Origin of the sequence: Streptomyces sp. NPDC048383, assembly GCF_040651775.1 — a bacterium.
In the GTDB taxonomy this organism is placed as follows: Bacteria; Actinomycetota; Actinomycetes; order Streptomycetales; family Streptomycetaceae; genus Streptomyces.
In genome coordinates, this window is record NZ_JBEZKS010000013.1 from 59,830 (window position 1) to 80,013 (window position 20,184).

A 20,184-nucleotide genomic window follows, 5' to 3' on the forward strand; every position below is an offset into this window, starting at 1 on the left:
GCCCCGGCCTCAGCCTCAGCCCTGGCCTCAGTCGCGGCCTCAGCCCCGGCCCCGCCAGTCTCCCCGCGATCGCGCCCGCCCCCGTACGGGAGCCGGCCGGCCGGAGCGTGCTCGTCGGACGCGTCCGGCTCGGGTGCGGCCGCCGCGCGGACGGCACCCGAGCCCGCACCACCCCGCCCCCCGGCGCAGTCGCCCCGCGGGTGCCGCACACAGGCGTCCGGCGCCGACCGCGGCTTGATCACGGACGGACGGGCGGTCGGGGACGACTCGCGCCCGGCCCGCTTTCCGGAGGATGCGACCGACGCCGTCACGGCGTGGTCCGAGGTCTGCTCGGAGGCCCGGTCCGAGGCCTGCTCCGAAGCTCGACCCGCTAGCCCCTCCGAAGCGCGACCCGCGAGCCCCTCCGAGGCCCGACCCGCAGCCCGACCCGAGGTCCCCCGGCCGCGCGCGGCCGGTACCGCGCCCGCCCCGCCGCCCGCGCCGGCCCCGCCGCCCGCGTCCACGCCGGACCCGCCGCGCGCCCGCGGTGCGGGGTCGGTGGGGTCCTTGGGGCAGGGGGGATCGAGGAGGGGGCGTCCTTCGGACATGGGGCTCCTCAAGGCCGGTCAGCCGGGGACCGGTCCCCTTGGCGCATAGATCTACAAGTATTCAGAAAATCCGATAATCCGCCTCATGATGTGCGCCACGGCGCGCCGGTGAATCGAACGCCGCTCCGGCTAGGCTCACCACAGACCTGGCCGGGCCACCGGCCGCGACGCACGCGGGAGGCGACGGGATGACAGTCCCGGGACGCAGGAGCAGCACCTTCATCAGGCTGCTGCGCAGCGGTTTCACCGACCCCTCCGCCGCGGCCCGGCTCCTGGACGCCGACGCGCTGGCCTCCGTCCGCACCGACCCGGTGCTCCTCGACGCCCTCGGCGCGACCGCCGATCCGGACCTCGCCCTGCGCGGCCTCGTACGCCTCGCCGAGGCGCAGCCGCCGGACCAGCTGCCCGGGCTCCTCGACACCCTGGTCAGCGCCAAGCCCCTGCGCGACCGGCTCCTCGGCGTGCTCGGCGCCTCCGAGGCGCTCGCCGACCACCTCGCCCGCCACCCCCGGGACTGGCTCGCCCTCGTCACCTACGAGGCCGCCGACCTGCACCCCGGCCTGCCCGAGTTCGAGCAGGGACTCGCCGACGCGCACGACCCCGTCGCCCTGCGCGTCGCCTACCGCCGCTGCCTGCTGTCCATCGCCGCCCGCGACGTCTGCGGCACCACCGACGTCGCCCAGACCGCCGCCGAACTCGCCGACCTCGCCACCGCCACCCTGCGCGCCGCCCTGCGCATCGCGAGCGCCGCCGCCCCCGAGGACGCCGCCCGCTGCCGGCTCGCCGTCATCGCGATGGGCAAGTGCGGCGGCAACGAACTCAACTACGTCTCCGACGTCGATGTGATCTTCGTCGCGGACGCCGCCCCCGGCGCCGACGAGGGCAAGGCCATCCAGTCCGCCACCCGGCTGGCCTCCCACCTGATGCGGATCTGCTCCGAGACCACCGTCGAGGGCACCATCTGGCCGGTCGACGCGAACCTGCGCCCCGAGGGCCGCAACGGCCCCCTCGTGCGGACCCTCGCCTCCCACCTCGCCTACTACCAGCGCTGGGCCAAGACCTGGGAGTTCCAGGCCCTGCTCAAGGCCCGCGCGGTCGCCGGCGACCCGGGCCTCGGCGTCCAGTACATCGCGGCCATAACGCCCCTGGTCTGGCAGGCGGCCGAACGCGAGAACTTCGTCGCCGACGTCCAGAAGATGCGCCGCCGCGTCGTCGACAACATCCCCGCCGCCCAGGTGGAACGGGAACTGAAACTCGGCCCCGGCGGCCTGCGCGACGTCGAGTTCGCCGTCCAGCTCCTCCAGCTCGTCCACGGCCGGGGCGACGCCACCCTGCACTCCGGCACCACCCTCGACGCCCTCCACGCCTTGGCCGCCGGCGGCTACGTCGGTCGGACGGACGCCGCCCAGCTCGGTGACGCGTACCGGTTCCTGCGCTCCATGGAGCACCGCATCCAGCTCTACCGGCTGCGCCGCACCCACCTCGTCCCCGAGGACGAGAACGACCTGCGCCGCCTCGGCCGCTCCATGGGCCTGCGCACCGAACCGGTCGCCGAGCTCAACAAGGCCTGGCGCCGGCACGCCTCCGCCGTCCGCCGGCTGCACGAGAAGCTCTTCTACCGTCCGCTCCTCGACGCCGTCGCCCAGCTCACCCCCGGCGAGACCCGGCTCTCCCCGCGCGCCGCCGGCCAGCGCCTGGAAGCCCTCGGCTACGCCGACCCGGTCGCCGCGCTGCGCCACCTCGAAGCCCTCGCCTCCGGCGTCAGCCGCAAGGCCGCCATCCAGCGCACCCTGCTGCCCGTCCTCCTCGGCTGGTTCGCGGACTCGGCCGACCCGGACGCCGGCCTCCTCAACTTCCGCAAGGTCTCCGACGCCCTCGGCAAGACCCCCTGGTACCTGCGCCTGCTGCGCGACGAGGGCGCCGCCGCCGAGAACCTCGCCCGCGTCCTGTCCGCCGGCCGCCTCGCCCCCGACCTGCTGATGCGCGCCCCCGAGGCCGTCGCCCTCCTCGGGGACCCCGAGAACCTCCGGCCGCGTACGCACGAGGCCCTGGAGCAGGAGGTCCTGGCCGCCGTCGGGCGCGCCGGGAGCGGCGAGGCGGCCGTCGCGGCCTCCCGCGGGGTCCGCCGCCGCGAACTCTTCCGCACCACCGCCGCCGACATCATCGCCTCGTACGGTACGGAGGACAGCCCGGCCGAGACGGACCACGGCGCGCTCGTCGACCGGGTCGGCGAAGCCGTCTCCGACCTCACCGCCGCCACCATCGCCGGGGCCCTGCGCGCCGCCGTCCGCGACCAGTGGGGCGAGACCCTCCCCACCCGCTTCGCCGTCATCGGCGTCGGTCGCTTCGGCGGCCACGAACTCGGCTACGGCTCCGACGCCGACGTCCTGTTCGTCCACGAACCCCGCGAGGGCGTCGACGAGCAGGAGGCCGCCAAGGCCGCCCAGACCGTCATCTCCGAGATGCGGCGGCTCCTCCAACTGCCCTCCGCCGACCCGCCGCTGCTCATCGACGCCGACCTGCGCCCCGAGGGCCGCTCCGGCCCCCTCGTGCGCACCCTGCCCTCGTACGCCGCCTACTACCGCCGCTGGTCGCTGACCTGGGAGAGCCAGGCGCTGCTGCGCGCCGTGCCGGTCGCCGGGGACGACGAGCTCGGCAGCCGCTTCATCGACCTGATCGACCCCCTGCGCTACCCCGTGGACGGCCTCGGCGAGGAAGCCGTCCGGGAGATCCGCCGGCTCAAGGCGCGGATGGAGACCGAGCGGCTGCCCCGCGGCGCCGATCCGACCTTGCACACCAAACTCGGCCGCGGCGGCCTCAGCGACGTCGAGTGGACGGTCCAACTGCTCCAGATGCGGCACGCCTGGGCCGAGCCGGGCCTGCGCACCACCCGGACCCGTCGGGCGCTGTCGGCAGCCCACGCCGCCGGACTGATCCCGACCGAGGAGGCCCAGATCCTCGACGAGGCCTGGGTGCTCGCCACCCGGGTCCGCAACGCCGTCATGCTGGTCCGCGGCCGGGCCGGGGACACCTTCCCGTCCGAGGCCCGCGAACTGGCGGCCGTCGGACGCTACCTCGGCTACCAGGAGGGCCGGGTCGGCGAGATGCTGGAGGACTACCGCCGTACGACGCGGCGCGCGCGGGCCGTCGTCGACGACCTCTTCTACGGATCCTGAGCGGCCGGCCCACCCCCGTTCACGCCCGCGCCGCCCGCAGGGCCCGGGCGTGCGCGAGGAGGGCGGCGAGGCCGAGGTCGAAGGCCGCGTCGGCCCGCCCCGGCCCGCCCGCGGCGAGCGCCCCGGCCAGCAGGGGGGTCTGCGGCGAGGGCTCCCACATGGCTTCGGGGGCCGCGAGGTCCAGCGCGGAGCCCAGCACCAGGTTCTCCAGGGCGGTCAGCAGCGGCATCACCCGCTCCTCGCCGAACCCGGCCGTGAGGAGCAACGCGACCGCTTGTTCGTACTGGGCGAGCACGGCCGGAGCCCGTACCGGCGTGGTCATCAGCAGCGGGATGGCCCGCGGGTAGGCGGCGAACGCCGCCCGGTAGGAGCGGGCCCACTCCTCCAGCGCCCGGTCCCAGGGGGTCAGCGTCAACGCGGAACCGGCGATCGAGGCGCACACGCGTTCCCGGATCAGCTCCACCACCGCGGCCCGACCGTCCACGTGGTGATACAGCGAGCCCGTCTGCACCCCGAGCGCCCGGGCGATCTGCGGGACGCTGAATTCCCCGTGCTCCGCCACCAGTTGGAGGGCGGTCGTGGCGATCCGCTCCCGGTCGAGCAGGGGGGTGCGCGGCCGTGCCATCGGTGTCTCCCGCCATGAGGTCTTCCCGTACGCCAGAACCGGAGGCTACATTGCCGCAAACCGAAAGCCTTTAGGTTTTCGGACTCCCGCCGCCTGCCGTTCGCAGAAGGGTGCCCCCGCATGCCCGAAACGCCGGAACCCGCGCCGAGATCCACCCCCACCACCACCGCCGCCGGGTCCGCCCTGCGCAGCGGCGCCCTCGGTACGGCCGACATCTCCTTCTTCGTCGTCTCCGCCGCCGCCCCGCTGACCGTCATGGCCGGCGTCGCGCCCGTCGCGATCCTCCTCGGCGGCATCGGCGCCCCCGCCGGATACCTCCTCGCCGGCCTCACGCTCACCGTCTTCGCCGTCGGCTTCACCGCCATGAGCCGCCACGTCCGCAGTGGCGGCGCGTTCTACGCCTACATCGCGCGCGGCCTCGGCAAGCACGTCGGCATCGGCGCCGCCCTGCTCGCACTCGTCGGCTACAACGGCATGGAGATCGGCGTCTACGGCCTCCTCGGCACCACCACCGCCGACACCGGCCACGCCCTCGCCGGCGTCGACATCCCCTGGCCACCGGTCTCCCTCGCCGGCCTCCTGCTCATCTGGTACGGCGGCTTCCGCTCCATCGACTTCGGGGCGAAGCTGCTCGGCGTCCTCCTCGTCGCCGAGACCGGGATACTCGTCCTCCTCGCCGTCGGCGTCCTGGCCGAAGGCGGCGCCCACGGCCTGTCCGCCGCCTCCTTCGCCCCCGGCGCCGTCCTCGTCCCCGGTACCGCCGCCGTGCTGGCCTTCGCCTTCGCCGCGTTCACCGGCTTCGAGTCGACCGTCATCTACCGCCGCGAGGCCCGCGACCCCGACCGGACGATCCCGCGCGCCACCTACATCGCCGTCGCCTTCCTCGGCCTCTTCTACGCCTTCGTCGTGTGGACCGTCATCCAGGCCTTCGGCGCCGAGGAAGTGCTCACCGCCGCGGCCGCCGACCCGGGCGGCCTGTTCTTCGCCGCGATCACCACGTACGTCGGGCCCTGGGCGGCGGACCTCATGCACGTCTTCATCGTGACCAGCGTCATCGCCTCCCTGCTCGCCTTCCACAACGCCATCAACCGCTACGTCCTCGCCCTCTCCGAGGAAGGCGTGCTGCCCGCGGCCCTCGGCCGCGTCCACCCCCGGCACGGCTCCCCGTACCTCGCCGGAGCCGCCCAGACCGTCCTCGGCGCCGTCATCGTCCTCGTGTTCGCGCTCGCCGGGGCCGACCCGTACCAACAGCTCCTGCTCTGGGTGAACACCCCGGGCATGATCGGCCTCATGGCCCTGATGCTGCTCGCCGCCATCGCCGTACCGGTGTACTTCCGGCGCCACGTCCACGCCGAGGGGCCCTGGCGCACCTTGGTCGCGCCGGTCACGGCGGCCGCCCTGCTGACCGTCGCGATCTTCCTCGTCGTCTCCAAGGTCGGCCTGTTCACCGCCGCCTCCACCACCGTCAACACCGTCCTCGTGGCCGTCGTCCCCGCCGTGTTCCTCCTCGGTCTCGGCCTCGCCCGGCGACTCAAGTCCCGTCGCCCGGAGGTCTACGCCCGCTTCGCCGAGGACCCTACGGAAGCCGCGGCGGAACCCCGAGCCGAAGCCGAAGCCGAAGTCCCCCGCACCCCCCTCGAAGGAGCAGAGCCGTGCCCGCTGCCGACACCGTCCTCACCGGAGCCCGAGTCCGCACGCTCGACCCCGCCCGCCCGGAAGCCGGTGCGGTAGCCGTCCGCGACGGGCAGATCATCGCCGTCGGTCAGGAGAGCGACGTACGGGACTGGCGCGGACCCGGCACCGAGGTCGTCGACCTGGTCGGCGCCACCCTCACCCCCGGCCTGACCGACGCCCACAGCCACCCCGTGTGGGGCGTCGAGATGGCCGCCGGAACCGACCTCTCCACCGTCCGCGACCTCGATGAACTGCGCGCCGCGCTGCGCACGGCCGAGCGCGGCCCCGGCGGCTGGGTCCTCGGCCACGGCCTCGACCACAACGCCTTCGGCGGCCGGCCCGTCGACCGCGCCCTCGTCGAGGACGCCCTCGCCGGCGCCCCCGCCTTCCTGCGCCTCTACGACGGCCACTCCGCCCTCGCCACCGGCCCGGCCCTCGCCGCCGCGGGCATCACCGGCCCCCGCACGTTCGCCCAACGCTCCGAGATCGTCTGCGACACCGACGCCACCGGCGCCGTACGCCCCACCGGCCACCTCATCGAGCACGCCGCGATGTCCCTCGTCGGCGCCGTCGCCCCCAAGCCCACCGCCGCCGCCCGCCGCGCCCGCCTCCTCGCCCTGCTCGGCGAGATGGCCGCCACCGGCCTGACCGGCGCCCACGTCATGGACCTCGGCGACGGCGACGTACCCGCCCTCCTCGCCACCGTCGAGTACGAGGGCGACCTGCCGCTGCGGCTGCGCCTCGCCCCCTGGTGCATGCCGGGCGCGAGCGACGAGGAACTGGCCGAACTCATCGAACTGCAACTCACCGGCGGCCGGCACTGGCAGGTCGGCGGCGTCAAGTTCTTCATGGACGGCACCGTCGAGGGCGGCACCGCCTGGCTGGAGCACGCCGACTGCCACGGCCAGGGCACCGACGCCTTCTGGCCCGACCTCCCCGCCTACGCCCGCGCCGTACGCATCCTCGACACCGCCGGGGTCCGCACCGCCACCCACGCCATCGGCGACGCGGCCGTCCGACACGTCCTGGACACCGTCGCCTCCCTCGGCGCGCACGGCGCGATGCGGCACCGGATCGAACACATCGAGACCGTCCCCGACGACCAGCTGGGGCGGTTCGCCGAACTCGGCGTGATCGCCTCCATGCAGCCCCCGCACACCGCGTACACCCGCGCCGACCACACCGACGAATGGTCCAAACGGCTCGGCGACGAGCGGGCCGCCCGGGCCTGGCGCTGCCGGGACCTGCGGGACGCGGGCGCGGTCCTGGCCCTCGGCTCCGACTGGCCCATCGCCCACCACGACGCCCGCCAGGTCCTCGCGACGGCGCTGCGCCCGCGCGGCGCGGCAGCCGCCGGCCGCTACCTGACGGGCCTGATGGCCCTGGAGGGGATGACCTCGCACGCCGCGCTCGCGGCGGGGGAGCAGTGGGTGGCCGGCCGGATCGCCCCCGGCCACCGGGCGGACCTGACGGCCTTCGCCGTCGACCCGGTCACGGCCGCACCGGACGAACTGGCCGAGGCCCCGATCCGCCTGACGGTGTCGGGCGGCCGGATCACCCACCGCGACCAAGGCCCCGCCGCCTGACGCGGCGGTCGAGCGGGGTGTTGCCGGCCGCACCGACGCACGGTCCGCGGTGAACTCGGCCGGAATCCGGCTGCCGTTCGTCTCGTGTACCCGTCACCGTCATACACGGCTCCCTCCCCGGTTTTCCCGGGGCGCTGTCCTTGGGAACGGTCAACACCCACGAACAAAGCAGAGGTCACTCTCGCCATGGCAGAACTCAACCGCCGCCGGTTTCTCCAGCTCACCGGCGGCGCCGCCGCCCTGAGCCTGCTCAACGAGAGCATCGCGCGCGCCGCCTCCATCCCCGCGCAGGGGACCACCGGGACCATCGCCGATGTCGAGCACATCGTGGTCCTGATGCAGGAGAACCGTTCCTTCGACCACTACTACGGTGCGCTGCGCGGCGTCCGCGGCTTCGGTGACCCGCGCCCCGTGACCCTGCCGAGCGGCAAGTCCGTCTGGCACCAGAGCGACAACGCGGGCAAGGAGACGCTGCCCTTCCGTCCGCCGTCGGACGACCTCGGCATGGAGTTCCTCCAAGGCCTCAACCACGACTGGGCCGGCGGCCAGAGCGCCTTCAACAAGGGCAAGTACGACAACTGGGTGCCCGCCAAGACGCCGGCGACCATGGCCCACCTGACGCGCGAGGACATCCCGTTCCACTACGCGCTCGCCGACGCGTTCACCATCTGCGACGCCTACCACTGCTCGTTCATCGGCTCGACCGACCCCAACCGCTACTACCTCTGGTCCGGCCACACCGGCAACGACGGCAAGAACGGCGGCCCGGTCCTCAACAACGCCGAAGCCGGATACGACTGGACCACCTACCCCGAGCGCCTGGAGGAGGCGGGCGTCTCCTGGAAGGTCTACCAGGACATCGGCGACGGCCTCGACGCCGCCGGCTCCTGGGGCTGGATCAACGACGCCTACCGCGGCAACTACGGGGACAACTCGCTCCTGTACTTCAACAAGTACCGGGGCGCCCAGCCGGGGAACCCGCTCTTCGACAAGGCCCGCACCGGCACCGACGCGCGGACCGGCGAGGGCTACTTCGACCGGCTGCGCGCGGACGTCGCCGCAGGCACGCTGCCCCAGGTCTCCTGGATCGCGGCCCCCGAGGCCTTCAGCGAGCACTCGAACTGGCCCTCCAACTACGGCGCGTGGTACATCGCGCAGGTGCTGGACGCGCTGACCTCCAACCCGGACGTCTGGGCCCGTACCGCGCTCTTCATCACCTACGACGAGAACGACGGCTTCTTCGACCACGTCGTCCCGCCGTACGCCCCCGCGAACGCCGACCAGGGCCTGTCGACCACGCCGACCGCACTGGACGTCTTCCCCGGCAAGGCCGGCTACGTCGCCGGACCGTACGGGCTGGGCCCGCGCGTGCCCATGCTGGTCGTCTCCCCGTGGAGCACCGGCGGCTACTCCTGCTCCGAGACCTTCGACCACACCTCCGTGCTGCGCTTCATGGAGCAGCGCTTCGGTGTGCACGAGCCCAACATCTCGCCCTGGCGCCGCGCCGTCTGCGGTGACCTGACCTCGGCCTTCGACTTCGCCCGCAAGGACACCGCCACGGTGTCGCTGCCCGACACCGGAGCGTGGGCGCCGCAGGACCGCGAGCGCCACCCCGACTTCCGGGCCACCCCGCCGGCCGTGGGCGCCATGCCGCGCCAGGAGAAGGGCCTGTGCCGCACCCGCCCGCTGGGCTACGCCCCGTACGTGGACGGCTCGGCGCTCATCGGCGAGGGCAGGTTCCGGCTGACGTTCAGCGGCGGCCCGGACCTGGGTGCGCAGTTCTACGTCACCGCGGCCAACCGGACCGACGCCCCCTGGACGTACACCACCGAGGCCGGCAGGACGATCTCGGACACCTGGAACACCCGCTACTCGGCCGGTGTCACCGACCTCACCGTCCACGGCCCGAACGGGTTCCTGCGCGGCTTCCGCAACCCCGGCACCACCGCCGGCCCCGAGGTCACGGCCCGCCACAACGCGGGCACGGGCAACCTGGACCTCACCCTCACCAACGCGGGTGCTTCGACGGCGACGCTCACGGTCACCAACGCCTACGGCGGCGGCCCCAAGCGCCTCACGGTGGCCAAGGGCGCCACCGTCACCCACAGCGTCCCGTTGAAGAACACGAAGCGCTGGTACGACGTGACGGTCACCTCGTCCGAGGTCGCGGACTTCGGCCGGCGCTTCGCCGGCAAGGTGGAGACCGGCGCGGCCGGCCTTTCGGACCCGGCGATCCTGACGGAGCAGTCCTCCTGATCGCGGCGCCCGCGCGTCCGCACCCGCCTCAGGCGCGGGTGCGGGGGCGCAGGCGGTTCAGCAGGTCCGTCGCCGGGTGGGCGTCATCGCGCTCGGGGTGGCGCGGCAGCCGGTGCGGCAGTGCGCCGTACCAGGCCCGCGAGACGCCGTAGCCGAAGGCCAGGCAGATCATTCCGCCGACGGCGTCGAGCCAGAAGTGGTTCGCGGTGGCCACGATGACGACGAGGGTCGCCGTCGGGTAGAGCAGACCCAGGATCCGGGCCCAGGGGGCCGAGGCGACCGCGAAGATCGTCAGCCCGCACCAGAGCGACCACCCTATGTGCATGGACGGCATCGCGGCGTACTGGTTCGACATGTTCTTCAGGTTCCCGGAGGCCATGGAACCCCAGGTGTGGTGCACGAGCACCGTGTCGATGAAGTTCTGCCCGTTCATCAGCCGGGGCGGCGCGAGCGGGTACAGGTAGTAGCCGACGAGGGCGACGCCCGTGGTGGCGAAGAGGATCAGGCGGGTCGCGGCGTACCGCCCCGGATGAAAGCGGTAGATCCACACGAGCACGCCGATGGTCACCACGAAGTGGAGGGTCGCGTAGTAGTAGTTCATGCCGACGATCAGCCACGTCACCGAGTTGATGCCGTGGTTGACGCCCTGCTCCACGGCGATGCCCAGGCTCCGCTCCAGCTCCCAGATCCAGTCGGCGTTCGCCAGTGCGGCGGCCTTCTGCTCGGGCACCGCGTTGCGGATCAGCGAGTACGTCCAGTAGCTGACGGCGATCAGCAGGATCTCGAACCAGATGCGGGGCCGGCGCGGTGCGCGCAGCCGTGTGAGGAGGGTGCGTTCGGACGCCGGACGGGCCTCGTACTCGGTCACGGGGGGTGACGAGACGTCCGTCCGGGTTTCCAGTGTCTTCACGCTCGCTTCACCCATGGGGAGAGAGTCTGCCAGATGGGATCTCCCCTCCGATCATCCCTCGGGACGGTCTTGGGGAGCGGGGGGTCCGCCCTGCGGACTACAACCCCGGCTCCTACCGGGCCGAGGCTTCCCGGGCCCGCCGCTGGCCCGGCCCGGAAGCGGTCGAACCACGGACCACCAGCTCGGGCAGGAAGACGAACTCGCTGTGCGGGGCCGGCGTACCGCCGATCTCCTCCAACAGGGTCCGCACCGCGGCCTGCCCCATCGCCAGGACCGGCTGGCGGATCGTGGTCAGCGGCGGATCGGTGAACGCTATGAGGGGGGAGTCGTCGAAGCCCACGACCGACACGTCCTGCGGGACGCGCAGTCCCTGCTGCCGGGCGGCACGGATCGCGCCCAGCGCCATCATGTCGCTCGCGCACACCACGGCGGTGCAGCCCCGGGAGATCAGCGCGGCCGCCGCGGCCTGCCCGCCCTCCAGGGTGTAGAGGGAGTGCTGGATCAGCTCCTCCGCCTCGGCCCCGTCGAGCCCGAGCCGCTCCTTCATGCCCAGCCGGAAGCCCTCGATCTTGCGGAGCACCGGCACGAACCGCTTCGGCCCGACGGCCAGCCCGATCCGGGTGTGCCCGAGCGCCGTCAGGTGGGTCACGGCGAGCTGCATGGCGGCCCGGTCGTCGGGGGAGACGAAGGGGGCCCGCACCTTGTCGGAGAACCCGTTGATCAGGACGTACGGGACGCCCTGGCCGCGGAGTTGGTCGTAGCGACCCATGTCGGCGGTGGTGTCGGCGTGCAATCCCGAGACGAAGATGATCCCGGAGACGCCGCGGTCGACCAGCATCTCCGTCAGCTCGTCCTCGGTGGACCCGCCGGGCGTCTGCGTGGCCAGTACGGGGGTGTACCCCTGGCGGGTCAGGGCCTGCCCGATGACCTGCGCGAGCGCCGGGAAGATCGGGTTGTCCAGCTCGGGCGTTATCAACCCGACGAGCCCCGCGCTGCGCTGCCGCAGCCGTACGGGACGCTCGTAGCCGAGGACGTCGAGGGCGGCCAGCACGGACTCGCGGGTGCCTGCGGCCACACCGGGCTTGCCGTTGAGCACGCGGCTGACTGTGGCTTCGCTGACCCCCGCCTGGGCTGCGATGTCGGCTAGCCGTGCGGTCACGGGATGGGACTGTACCGGGCGCGCGTTCAGATTGCCCACCACGTGCAGGAATCCGCCGGGAGCAGGACGGTACGCCCGTCCGTCCGCACCGGCGAGCTCGACAGGACGGGCCGCCCCGGGGCCGGCAGCTCCACCGGCTCCGACCCGGTGTTGACGGTGCAGGCGAAGCCGGGGCGGGTGAAGAGGAGGACTCCGTCGGGCGCCGGCAGCCACTCCATGCCGGAAGGGGCGACGGCCCCGGGGGTGCGGGCGCCGGGAACCTCGGCCGCCGCGGTATCGGCCGGGGCGGGCGGAGCGTCCGCCGCGCACCGGCCGGCTTCCGGGGCGCCCAGGCCCGGCATCGCCCGGCGCAGTTCCAGGGCCGCCCGGTACAGCTCCAGGGTGGAGTGCGGGTCCCCGGTCTGGGCGGCCACGCTCAGCCCGGCCCAGTCACCGGGCTGCGGGAGCCAGCTGCCGGCGCCGCCGAAACCGTACGGCGGCTCCTCGCCGCACCAGGGCAGCGGGATCCGGCACCCGTCGCGGAGCCCGTCCTGCCCGGCGGCCTCGGCGGCCTCGGCGGCCTCCGCTTCCCCGCTCCCCGGCGCGGGGGCCGGGGAGCCGGCCTGGCGCGGGATCCGGCCGCGGCGGAACGCCGGGTCGCGGCGGGCCTCGTCGGGCAGGTCGGTGACCTCCGGCAGCCCCAGTTCCTCCCCCTGGTACACGTACGCCGAACCCGGCAGCGCCAACATCAGCAGCGCCGCCGCCCGCGCCCGGGCCAGGCCCCGCGGCCCGCCCCCGTACCGGGTCACGTGCCGCACGACGTCGTGGTTGGACAGCACCCACGTGGTCGGCGCCCCCACCGAGGCCGTCGCCGCCAGGGACTCGTCGATGACGGTCCGCATCGCGGCCGGGTCCCACGGACAGTTCAGGAACCGGAAGTTGAAGGCTTGGTGCAGCTCGTCGGGCCGGACGTACAGCGCGAGCCGCTCCGAGGTCGGCGCCCACGCCTCGGCGACGCCGATCCGCTCGCCCCCGTAGGAGTCCAGCAGCCGGCGCCAGGAACGGTGGATCTCGTGGACCCCGTCCTGATCGAAGAAGGGGAGCGGTTCGGTGCCGATCAGCGTGGCCTGCGCGCCACGGCCGATGTCGGGCAGCCCGGGCGCCTTGACCATGCCGTGGGCCACGTCGATGCGGAAGCCGTCCACCCCGAGGTCCAGCCAGAACCGCAGGACCGACGCGAACTCCGCCGCCACCTCCGGGTGCTCCCAGTCCAGGTCGGGCTGCTCGGGGGCGAAGAGGTGCAGGTACCAGTCCCCATCCGGCACCCGCGTCCAGGCGGGACCGCCGAAGACGGACTCCCAGTCGTTCGGTGGCCGCCCCCCGTCCGCGCCGCGCCCGGGCCGGAACAGGTACCGCTCCCGGGCCGGGCTGCCCGGCCCGGCGGCGAGGGCCTCCCGGAACCAGGGGTGCTGCTCGGAGGTGTGGTTCGGCACCACGTCGACGATGACCCGCAGGCCGAGCGCGTGCGCGGCGCGGACCAGGTCGTCGGCGTCGGAGAGGTCCCCGAAGAGCGGGTCGACGGCGCGGTAGTCGGCGACGTCGTAGCCGCCGTCGGCCTGGGGGGAGACGTAGAAGGGGGTCAGCCACACCGCGTCCACGCCGAGCCGGGCCAGGTGCGGGAGCCGCTCGCGGACCCCGCGCAGGTCGCCGATCCCGTCGCCGTCGCCGTCCGCGAAGGAGCGCACGTAGACCTGGTAGATGACGGCATCGCGCCACCAGCCACCGCTCGTGGTGGGGTTGCTGGAAGCGCTTGCAAGCCCGGAGGCCGTCAACTCGTGGGTCATATCGGGGTCAACGCGGGTACACACCCCATGGTTGCGGGCCCGGACACTCGAAGGTGGGTCGAACTAACAGCAAGCCGAGGCAACCGTACGGACACACGGATGTAACGATCGCCGCGTCTTGCAGAAAATTGCCGCAAGGTCTTTCGGTCGGCTTTCAGTCTTGTTACGTTCTCGGCAACTCGGGACCGCAGGGACGCGGCCGGGATCATCGAAGGAGTTCATATGCGGCGTGGCATAGCGGCCACCGCGCTGGTCGCGGCCCTGGCGCTCGCGGCGACGGCTTGCGGTGGTGACACCAAGGACGACACCGGGGACATCAAGGCCGGCGGTGAACTGAGCGGCACGGTCACCTGGTGGGACACCTCGAACGAGGCCGAGAAGGCGAGCTTCCAGAAGATCGCCGAGGCGTTCACCGCCAAGCACCCGAAGGTCACGGTCAAGTACGTCAACGTCCCGTACGGCGACGCGCAGAACAAGGTCAAGAACGCCTTCAACTCCGGCGCCGAAGCCCCTGACGTGATCCGCGCGGACGTCGGCTGGGTCGCCGACTTCGCCTCCCTCGGCTACCTCGACGAGGTTCCCGCCGAGACGGCCAAGAAGATCGACGCCGAGTTCCTGCCGCAGGCCGCGGCCAGCGGCAAGTACGACGGCAAGACCTTCGCCGTCCCGCAGGTCATCGACACCCTCGGCCTCTTCTACAACAAGAAGATGCTCGCGGACGCCGGCGTCCAGCCCCCTACCACGCTGGAGGAGCTGAAGACGGCCGCCGCCGCGATCAAGGCGAAGAGCGGCAAGACCGGCCTCTACCTGCGCGGCGACGACTCCTACTGGCTCTTCCCGTTCATCTACGGCGAGGGCGGCGACCTGGTCGACGCCAAGAACAAGACGGTCACCGTCGACAACCCGGCCGGCGTCAAGGCCTTCAAGGCCGCGCGTGACCTCGTCACCTCGGGCGCCGCGGTGACCAACGCCACCGACGGCTTCGCCAACATGCAGACGGCCTTCAAGTCCGGCGAGGTCGCCATGATGATCAACGGCCCCTGGGCCGTCGCCGACACCTACGCCGGTGAGCAGTTCAAGGACAAGGCCAACCTCGGCGTCGCCGCCGTCCCGGCCGGCTCCGTCAAGGCGGGCGCCCCCCAGGGCGGCCACGACCTCGCCGTGTACGCCGGTTCCAAGAACCGCGCCGCCGCGCACGCCTTCGTCGAGTACCTCACCTCGCAGGAGGTGCAGGTCCAGTCCGCCAAGGAGCTGAGCCTGCTGCCGACCCGTACCGCCGCCTACGACCAGCCGGACGTCAAGAGCAGCGAGATGGTCCAGTTCTTCAAGCCGGCCGTCGACAAGGCCGTCGAGCGCGCCTGGATCCCGGAGAACGGCTCCCTCTTCGAGCCGCTGAAGGTCGAATACACCAAGGCCCTCACCGGCACCTCCACCCCGGAGGAAGCCGCCAAGGCCGCCGGAGCCGAGTTCCGCAAGATCCTCAAGGGCTGGAAGTAACGAACCATGGCTGCTCACACCAGCCAGTCGGTGGCGAAGGCCGCGGACGGGGTAGCCGGTACCACCGGTCCCGTCCGCGGCCGGAGCCGCAGGACTGACAGCGCAGGCACCGGCGGCGCACGCGGCCCGCGCCCCGGCTTCAAGCGGGCCCTCGCCACGCACTGGTACGCCTGGACGATGATCGCCCCGGTCGTCCTCGTCCTCGGCGTGATCATCGGCTGGCCGCTCGTCCGCGGCATCTACCTGTCGCTGACCGACGCCAACGAACGCAACGTCGCCCGCACCATCGGCGTCCGCCACATCGAGGCGACGTACGAGTTCGTCGGCCTCGACAACTACGTGGCCGTCCTCGGCGACCCGGTGTTCCTGCAGCGGCTGGTGTGGACGGTGGTGTGGACCGTCGCGTGCGTGTCCATCACCTTCGGCCTCGGCCTCGGCCTGGCCAACATGCTCAACCGGCAGTTCCGGGGCCGCGCCGCCTACCGGATGGCGCTCATCCTGCCCTGGGCCGTCCCCGGCTTCGTCTCCGTCTTCGCCTGGCGGTTCCTCTTCAACCGCGACAACGGCATCCTCAACAAGGTCCTCGACGGCGGCGGCATCGCCGCGATCCCGTGGCTCGACGACCCCACCTGGGCCAAGTTCTCCGTCATCGCCGTCAACGTCTGGCTCGGCGTCCCCTTCATGATGGTCGCCCTGCTCGGCGGACTGCAGTCCATCCCCGGAGAGCTGTACGAGGCCGCCGAGATGGACGGGGCCTCCGCCTGGCAGCGCTTCCGGCACATCACCCTGCCCGGACTGCGCGCGGTGAGCATGACCGTCATCCTGCTCTCCACCATCTGGACCTTCAACATGTTCCCGGTGATCTTCCTGCTCACCCGGGGCGGGCCCGGCGACTCCACCGAGATCCTCGTGACCCAGGCCTTCCGCGAGGCCTTCGTCGCCAGCCCGCGCGACTTCGCCGGCTCCGCGACCTGGGGCGTCCTCATCCTGGCCCTGCTCATGATCTTCGCGCTGGTCTACCGGCGCTCGCTGCGCAAGCAGGGAGAGGTGTGGTGACCGTGACCACTTCCACGACCACCGACGCCGGGACCGGCACGCGCACCGGCCCGGCGGCTCCGCCCGCCGCGGCGCACCCCGCCCGCCCGCGCGGCAGCCGCTCCCCGCTCGCCTCCTTCGCCCTGCACGCCACCCTCGTCGGGGCGTCCGTGATCGCCGTCTTCCCGGTCCTCTGGATCCTGCTGACCTCGCTCAAGCCCGCGCAGCACGCCATCACCACCGACTTCGTCAAGGAACCGACCCTCGCGAACTACGGCCACCTGCTGGAGGACACCCACTTCCTCAGCTGGTTCGCGAACTCCGTCCTCGTCGCCGGCGTCACCACCGTGCTCGGCGTGTTCATCGCCGCCACCACCGGATACGCCGTCAGCCGGTTCAAGTTCCCCGGCATGAAGCCCCTCATGTGGACCCTGCTCATCACGCAGATGTTCCCCATGGCGATCCTCATCGTCCCGCTCTACAACCTGATGGGCGAGCTGGGGCTGCTCAACCAGCCGCTCGGCCTGATCATCACGTACCTCACCATCGCCGTGCCGTTCTGCGCGTGGATGATGAAGGGCTTCTTCGACACCATCCCCGTCGAGATCGACGAATCCGGACGCGTCGACGGACTCAACCCGTTCGGCACCTTCTGGCGGCTGATCCTCCCGCTCGCCAAGCCCGGCCTCGCCGTCACCGGCTTCTACGCCTTCATCACCGCCTGGGGCGAAGTCGCCTACGCCTCCGCCTTCATGGTCGGCGAGGAGAACCTCACCCTGGCCGGCGGACTCCAGACCTTCGTCACCCAGTACACCTCCAACTGGGGAGCGATGAGCGCGGCCTCCGTCCTCATCGCGATCCCCGCAGCCGTGTTCTTCCTCTTCGCCCAGCGTCACCTCGTCGCCGGGATGACGGCGGGCGCGACCAAGGGCTGACCACCCGAGCCGCTGACCACCCGAGCCGCCCACCACCCGGCGGCTCACCAGCAGCCGCGCCCGCCCGCTCCACCTCCCGGCCCGACCTCTCCAAGGACGACATGACCCAGCACCTCGCCGACGCACTTCCCGCCCCGACCGGCACCCTGCCCGGTTGGTGGAGAGAAGCGGTGATCTACCAGGTCTATCCGCGCAGCTTCGCCGACTCCAACGGGGACGGCATGGGGGACCTCGAAGGCATCCGCACCCGACTGCCCTACCTCAAGGAGCTCGGCGTCGACGCCGTCTGGCTGAGCCCCTTCTACGCCTCCCCGCAGGCCGACGCCGGCTACGACGTCGCCGACTACCGGGCCATCGACCCCATGTTCGGCACCCTGCACGACGCCGACGCGGTGATACGCGAAGCCCACGACCTGGGCCTGCGCATCATCGTCGACCTCGTCCCCAACCACTGCTCCGACCAGCACGAATGGTTCAAGCAGGCACTGCGGGAGGGCCCCGGCACCCCGCTGCGCGAGCGCTTCCACTTCCGCCCGGGCCGGGGGGCCGACGGTGCGGAGCCCCCGAACGACTGGGAGTCCATCTTCGGTGGACCCGCCTGGACCCGCGTCGCCGACGGCGAGTGGTACCTGCACCTCTTCGCCCCCGAACAGCCCGACTTCAACTGGGAACACCCCGCCGTCCAGGACGAGTTCCGCTCCATCCTGCGGTTCTGGCTCGACCTCGGCGCCGACGGCTTCCGCATCGACGTCGCCCACGGCCTCGTCAAGGCCCCCGGCCTGCCCGACCTCGGCCGCGACGAACAGCTCAAGCTGCTCGGCAACCAGGTGCTGCCCTTCTTCGACCAGGACGGCGTCCACGAGATCTACCGCTCCTGGCGCACCGTGCTGGACGAGTACGCCGGCGACCGCATCGGCGTCGCCGAGGCCTGGACCCCCAGCGCCGACCGCACCGCCCTCTACCTGCGCCCCGACGAACTCCACCAGGCCTTCAACTTCCACTACCTGAACACCGGTTGGGACGCCGAAGCGCTGCGCGGCGCCATCGACGACTCCCTCGACTCGATGCGTCCCGTCGGCGCCCCCACCACCTGGGTGCTGTCCAACCACGACGTCGTGCGCCACCGCACCCGCTTCGGCAGTCTGGAACGGGCGCGCGCCGCCGCGCTGCTCATGCTGGCCCTGCCCGGATCGGCGTACGTCTACCAGGGCGAGGAACTCGGGCTGCCCGAGGTCGTGGACCTCCCGGACGAGGTCCGCCAGGACCCCTCGTTCTTCAAGGCCAACGGGCAGGACGGCCTGCGCGACGGCTGCCGCGTCCCGATCCCGTGGTCCGGCGACCGGGCCCCGTACGGCTTCGGCGACGGCGGCAGCTGGCTGCCGCAGCCCGCCGAGTGGGCGGGCCTGAGCGTCGAGGCGCAGACCGGCGACCCGGCGTCCACCCTGGAGCTGTACCGGGCCGCCCTGCGGATCCGCCGCGAGCAGTCCGACCTCGGCGCGGGCGACCACGTCGAGTGGCTGCCCGCCCCCGCCGGGGTGCTGGCGTTCCGCCGGGGCCGCTTCGTGTGCACCGTCAACACCACCGGCGAGCCCGTCGCGTACGCGGCCCCCGGCGCGAGCGAGGTGCTGCTGAGCAGCTGTGCTCCCGACGTCGCCGGTACCGCGTCCGGCGTCCTGCCCGGTGTTCTGCCCGCCGACAGCGCCGTGTGGTGGCGGGGGTGACTTCCCCGTTGCGGCTGACGGACATCGCCGCGCAGGCCCAGGTCAGCGAGGCGACCGTCAGTCGCGTGCTCAACGGCAAGTCGGGCGTGGCCGCCGGCACCCGGCACAAGGTGCTGGCCGCGCTCGACCTGCTCGGCTACGAGCGGCCCGTCCGGCTCAAGCGCCGCAGCAACGGGCTCGTCGGGCTGCTCATCCCCGAACTCACCAACCCGATCTTTCCGGCGTTCGCCCAGGTGATCGAGCAGGCGCTGGCCGGCCACGGATACACGCCGGTGCTGTGCACGCAGACGCCGGGCGGGGCCACCGAGGACGAACTGGTGGAACAGCTGGAGGAACGCGGGGTCACCGGCATCGTCTTCCTGTCCGGACTGCACGCCGACGCGCACGCCGACCCGTCGCGCTACCGGCGACTGGCGGCGCGCGGCGTGCCGTTCGTACTGATCAACGGGTTCAACGAGGGGATCAGCGCGCCCTTCGTCTCCCCGGACGACCGGGCCGCCGCCGACATGGCCGTCCGGCACCTGGAGGAACTCGGGCACCGGCGGATCGGCCTGGCGATCGGGCCGACGCGGTACGTGCCGTCGGCGCGCAAGGAGCAGGGGTTCCTGGCGGCCGTTCCCTCGGCCGAGGAGGAGGGGCTGATCCAGCGCACCCTGTTCACGGTCGAGGGCGGCCACGCCGCCGGCGGGGCCCTCCTCGACCGGGGCTGCACCGGCATCGTGTGCGGCAGCGACCCGATGGCGCTGGGCGTCGTACGGGCGGCCCGGGAACGGGGGCTGCGGGTGCCGGAGGACGTCTCGGTGGTCGGCTTCGACGACTCCCCGCTCATCGCGTTCACGGACCCGCCCCTGACGACGGTCCGCCAACCCGTCCGCGCCATGGCGACGGCGGCGGTCGGCGCCCTCCTCGAAGCGGTGGCCGGCACCCCGGTCCAGCGCACGGAGTACGTCTTCCAACCGGAACTGGTCGTCCGCGGCTCCACGGGCCCGGGCCCGGGGGCGTAGGGGGCGAAGTTCAACTCCTCCGCATCAGAGTGGGTTTGGGGGGTTCCCGCCGGTCTCATCGCCTCCCCGCGTCGGGTCGGTCCCGGGGACGGATTAGCAGGAGCCCCCCCGTCGGTGACGAGGCGAGGGGCCGGGGGCTGCCCGACCGGGGCATACGGGCACGTCGCGGCCTCTTCCGGGACCACGACCACGCCTT

The 20,184-nt window shown here is 72.7% G+C and carries 13 protein-coding genes; 9 read left to right on the top strand and 4 right to left on the bottom strand.

Annotation, left to right across the window (positions count from 1 at the left end; all coding sequences use genetic code 11):
- Positions 1-775 precede the first annotated feature (775 nt).
- Positions 776-3,763 (top strand): bifunctional [glutamine synthetase] adenylyltransferase/[glutamine synthetase]-adenylyl-L-tyrosine phosphorylase, encoded by a 2,988-nt coding sequence (locus AB0D46_RS12070; protein ID WP_362877198.1) that lies wholly within the window; start codon positions 776-778, stop codon positions 3,761-3,763.
- A gap of 19 nt (positions 3,764-3,782) precedes the next feature.
- Here the strand turns inward: AB0D46_RS12070 and AB0D46_RS12075 are convergent, their stop codons facing one another.
- Complete coding sequence (locus tag AB0D46_RS12075) at positions 3,783-4,388, bottom strand: TetR/AcrR family transcriptional regulator C-terminal domain-containing protein (RefSeq protein WP_362877199.1); 606 nt, start codon at positions 4,386-4,388, stop codon at positions 3,783-3,785.
- A gap of 120 nt (positions 4,389-4,508) precedes the next feature.
- Between AB0D46_RS12075 and AB0D46_RS12080 the strand changes: the two genes are divergently transcribed.
- From AB0D46_RS12080 to AB0D46_RS12090, 3 genes are all read left to right on the top strand, one after another.
- Positions 4,509-6,119, top strand: a complete 1,611-nt coding sequence (locus AB0D46_RS12080) for an APC family permease (protein ID WP_362877200.1) — start codon at positions 4,509-4,511, stop codon at positions 6,117-6,119.
- Positions 6,041-7,648 carry an amidohydrolase gene (locus AB0D46_RS12085; protein WP_362877201.1) on the top strand — a complete coding sequence of 536 codons (1,608 nt, stop codon included), beginning with the start codon at positions 6,041-6,043 and terminating at the stop codon, positions 7,646-7,648. Before AB0D46_RS12080 ends, AB0D46_RS12085 begins: the two co-directional genes overlap by 79 nt.
- A 186-nt stretch (positions 7,649-7,834) precedes the next feature.
- Complete coding sequence (locus AB0D46_RS12090) at positions 7,835-9,904, top strand: phosphocholine-specific phospholipase C (protein WP_362877202.1); 2,070 nt, start codon at positions 7,835-7,837, stop codon at positions 9,902-9,904.
- A gap of 28 nt (positions 9,905-9,932) precedes the next feature.
- On the opposite strand, the gene AB0D46_RS12095 is transcribed toward AB0D46_RS12090, so the two are convergent.
- The 3 genes from AB0D46_RS12095 to AB0D46_RS12105 form a co-directional block, all read right to left on the bottom strand.
- Complete coding sequence (locus tag AB0D46_RS12095; protein WP_362877203.1) at positions 9,933-10,829, bottom strand: phosphatase PAP2 family protein; 897 nt, start codon at positions 10,827-10,829, stop codon at positions 9,933-9,935.
- Between the two features lie 97 nt (positions 10,830-10,926).
- Positions 10,927-11,973, bottom strand: coding sequence for a LacI family DNA-binding transcriptional regulator (locus AB0D46_RS12100; protein ID WP_362877204.1), 1,047 nt, complete (start codon positions 11,971-11,973; stop codon positions 10,927-10,929).
- A gap of 26 nt (positions 11,974-11,999) precedes the next feature.
- A complete protein-coding gene (locus tag AB0D46_RS12105) occupies positions 12,000-13,796 on the bottom strand; it encodes an alpha-amylase family glycosyl hydrolase (RefSeq protein ID WP_362877205.1) in 1,797 nt (598 codons plus the stop codon).
- A gap of 222 nt (positions 13,797-14,018) precedes the next feature.
- Between AB0D46_RS12105 and AB0D46_RS12110 the strand changes: the two genes are divergently transcribed.
- The 5 genes from AB0D46_RS12110 to AB0D46_RS12130 all read left to right on the top strand — a co-directional run bounded on the left by AB0D46_RS12110 (position 14,019) and on the right by AB0D46_RS12130 (position 19,988).
- On the top strand, positions 14,019-15,293 hold the full coding sequence (locus AB0D46_RS12110; protein ID WP_362877206.1) for an extracellular solute-binding protein: 1,275 nt from the start codon (positions 14,019-14,021) through the stop codon (positions 15,291-15,293).
- 6 nt (positions 15,294-15,299) lie between these two features.
- On the top strand, positions 15,300-16,349 hold the full coding sequence (locus AB0D46_RS12115; protein ID WP_362877207.1) for a sugar ABC transporter permease: 1,050 nt from the start codon (positions 15,300-15,302) through the stop codon (positions 16,347-16,349).
- Positions 16,350-16,471: 122 nt separating this feature from the next.
- Positions 16,472-17,263: a carbohydrate ABC transporter permease gene (locus AB0D46_RS12120; RefSeq protein WP_362877269.1), complete on the top strand. Its 792-nt coding sequence runs from the start codon at positions 16,472-16,474 to the stop codon at positions 17,261-17,263.
- A gap of 101 nt (positions 17,264-17,364) precedes the next feature.
- Positions 17,365-18,984: a glycoside hydrolase family 13 protein gene (locus tag AB0D46_RS12125; RefSeq protein ID WP_362877208.1), complete on the top strand. Its 1,620-nt coding sequence runs from the start codon at positions 17,365-17,367 to the stop codon at positions 18,982-18,984.
- On the top strand, positions 18,972-19,988 hold the full coding sequence (locus tag AB0D46_RS12130) for a LacI family DNA-binding transcriptional regulator (protein WP_362877209.1): 1,017 nt from the start codon (positions 18,972-18,974) through the stop codon (positions 19,986-19,988). Before AB0D46_RS12125 ends, AB0D46_RS12130 begins: the two co-directional genes overlap by 13 nt.
- Positions 19,989-20,184 lie beyond the last annotated feature (196 nt).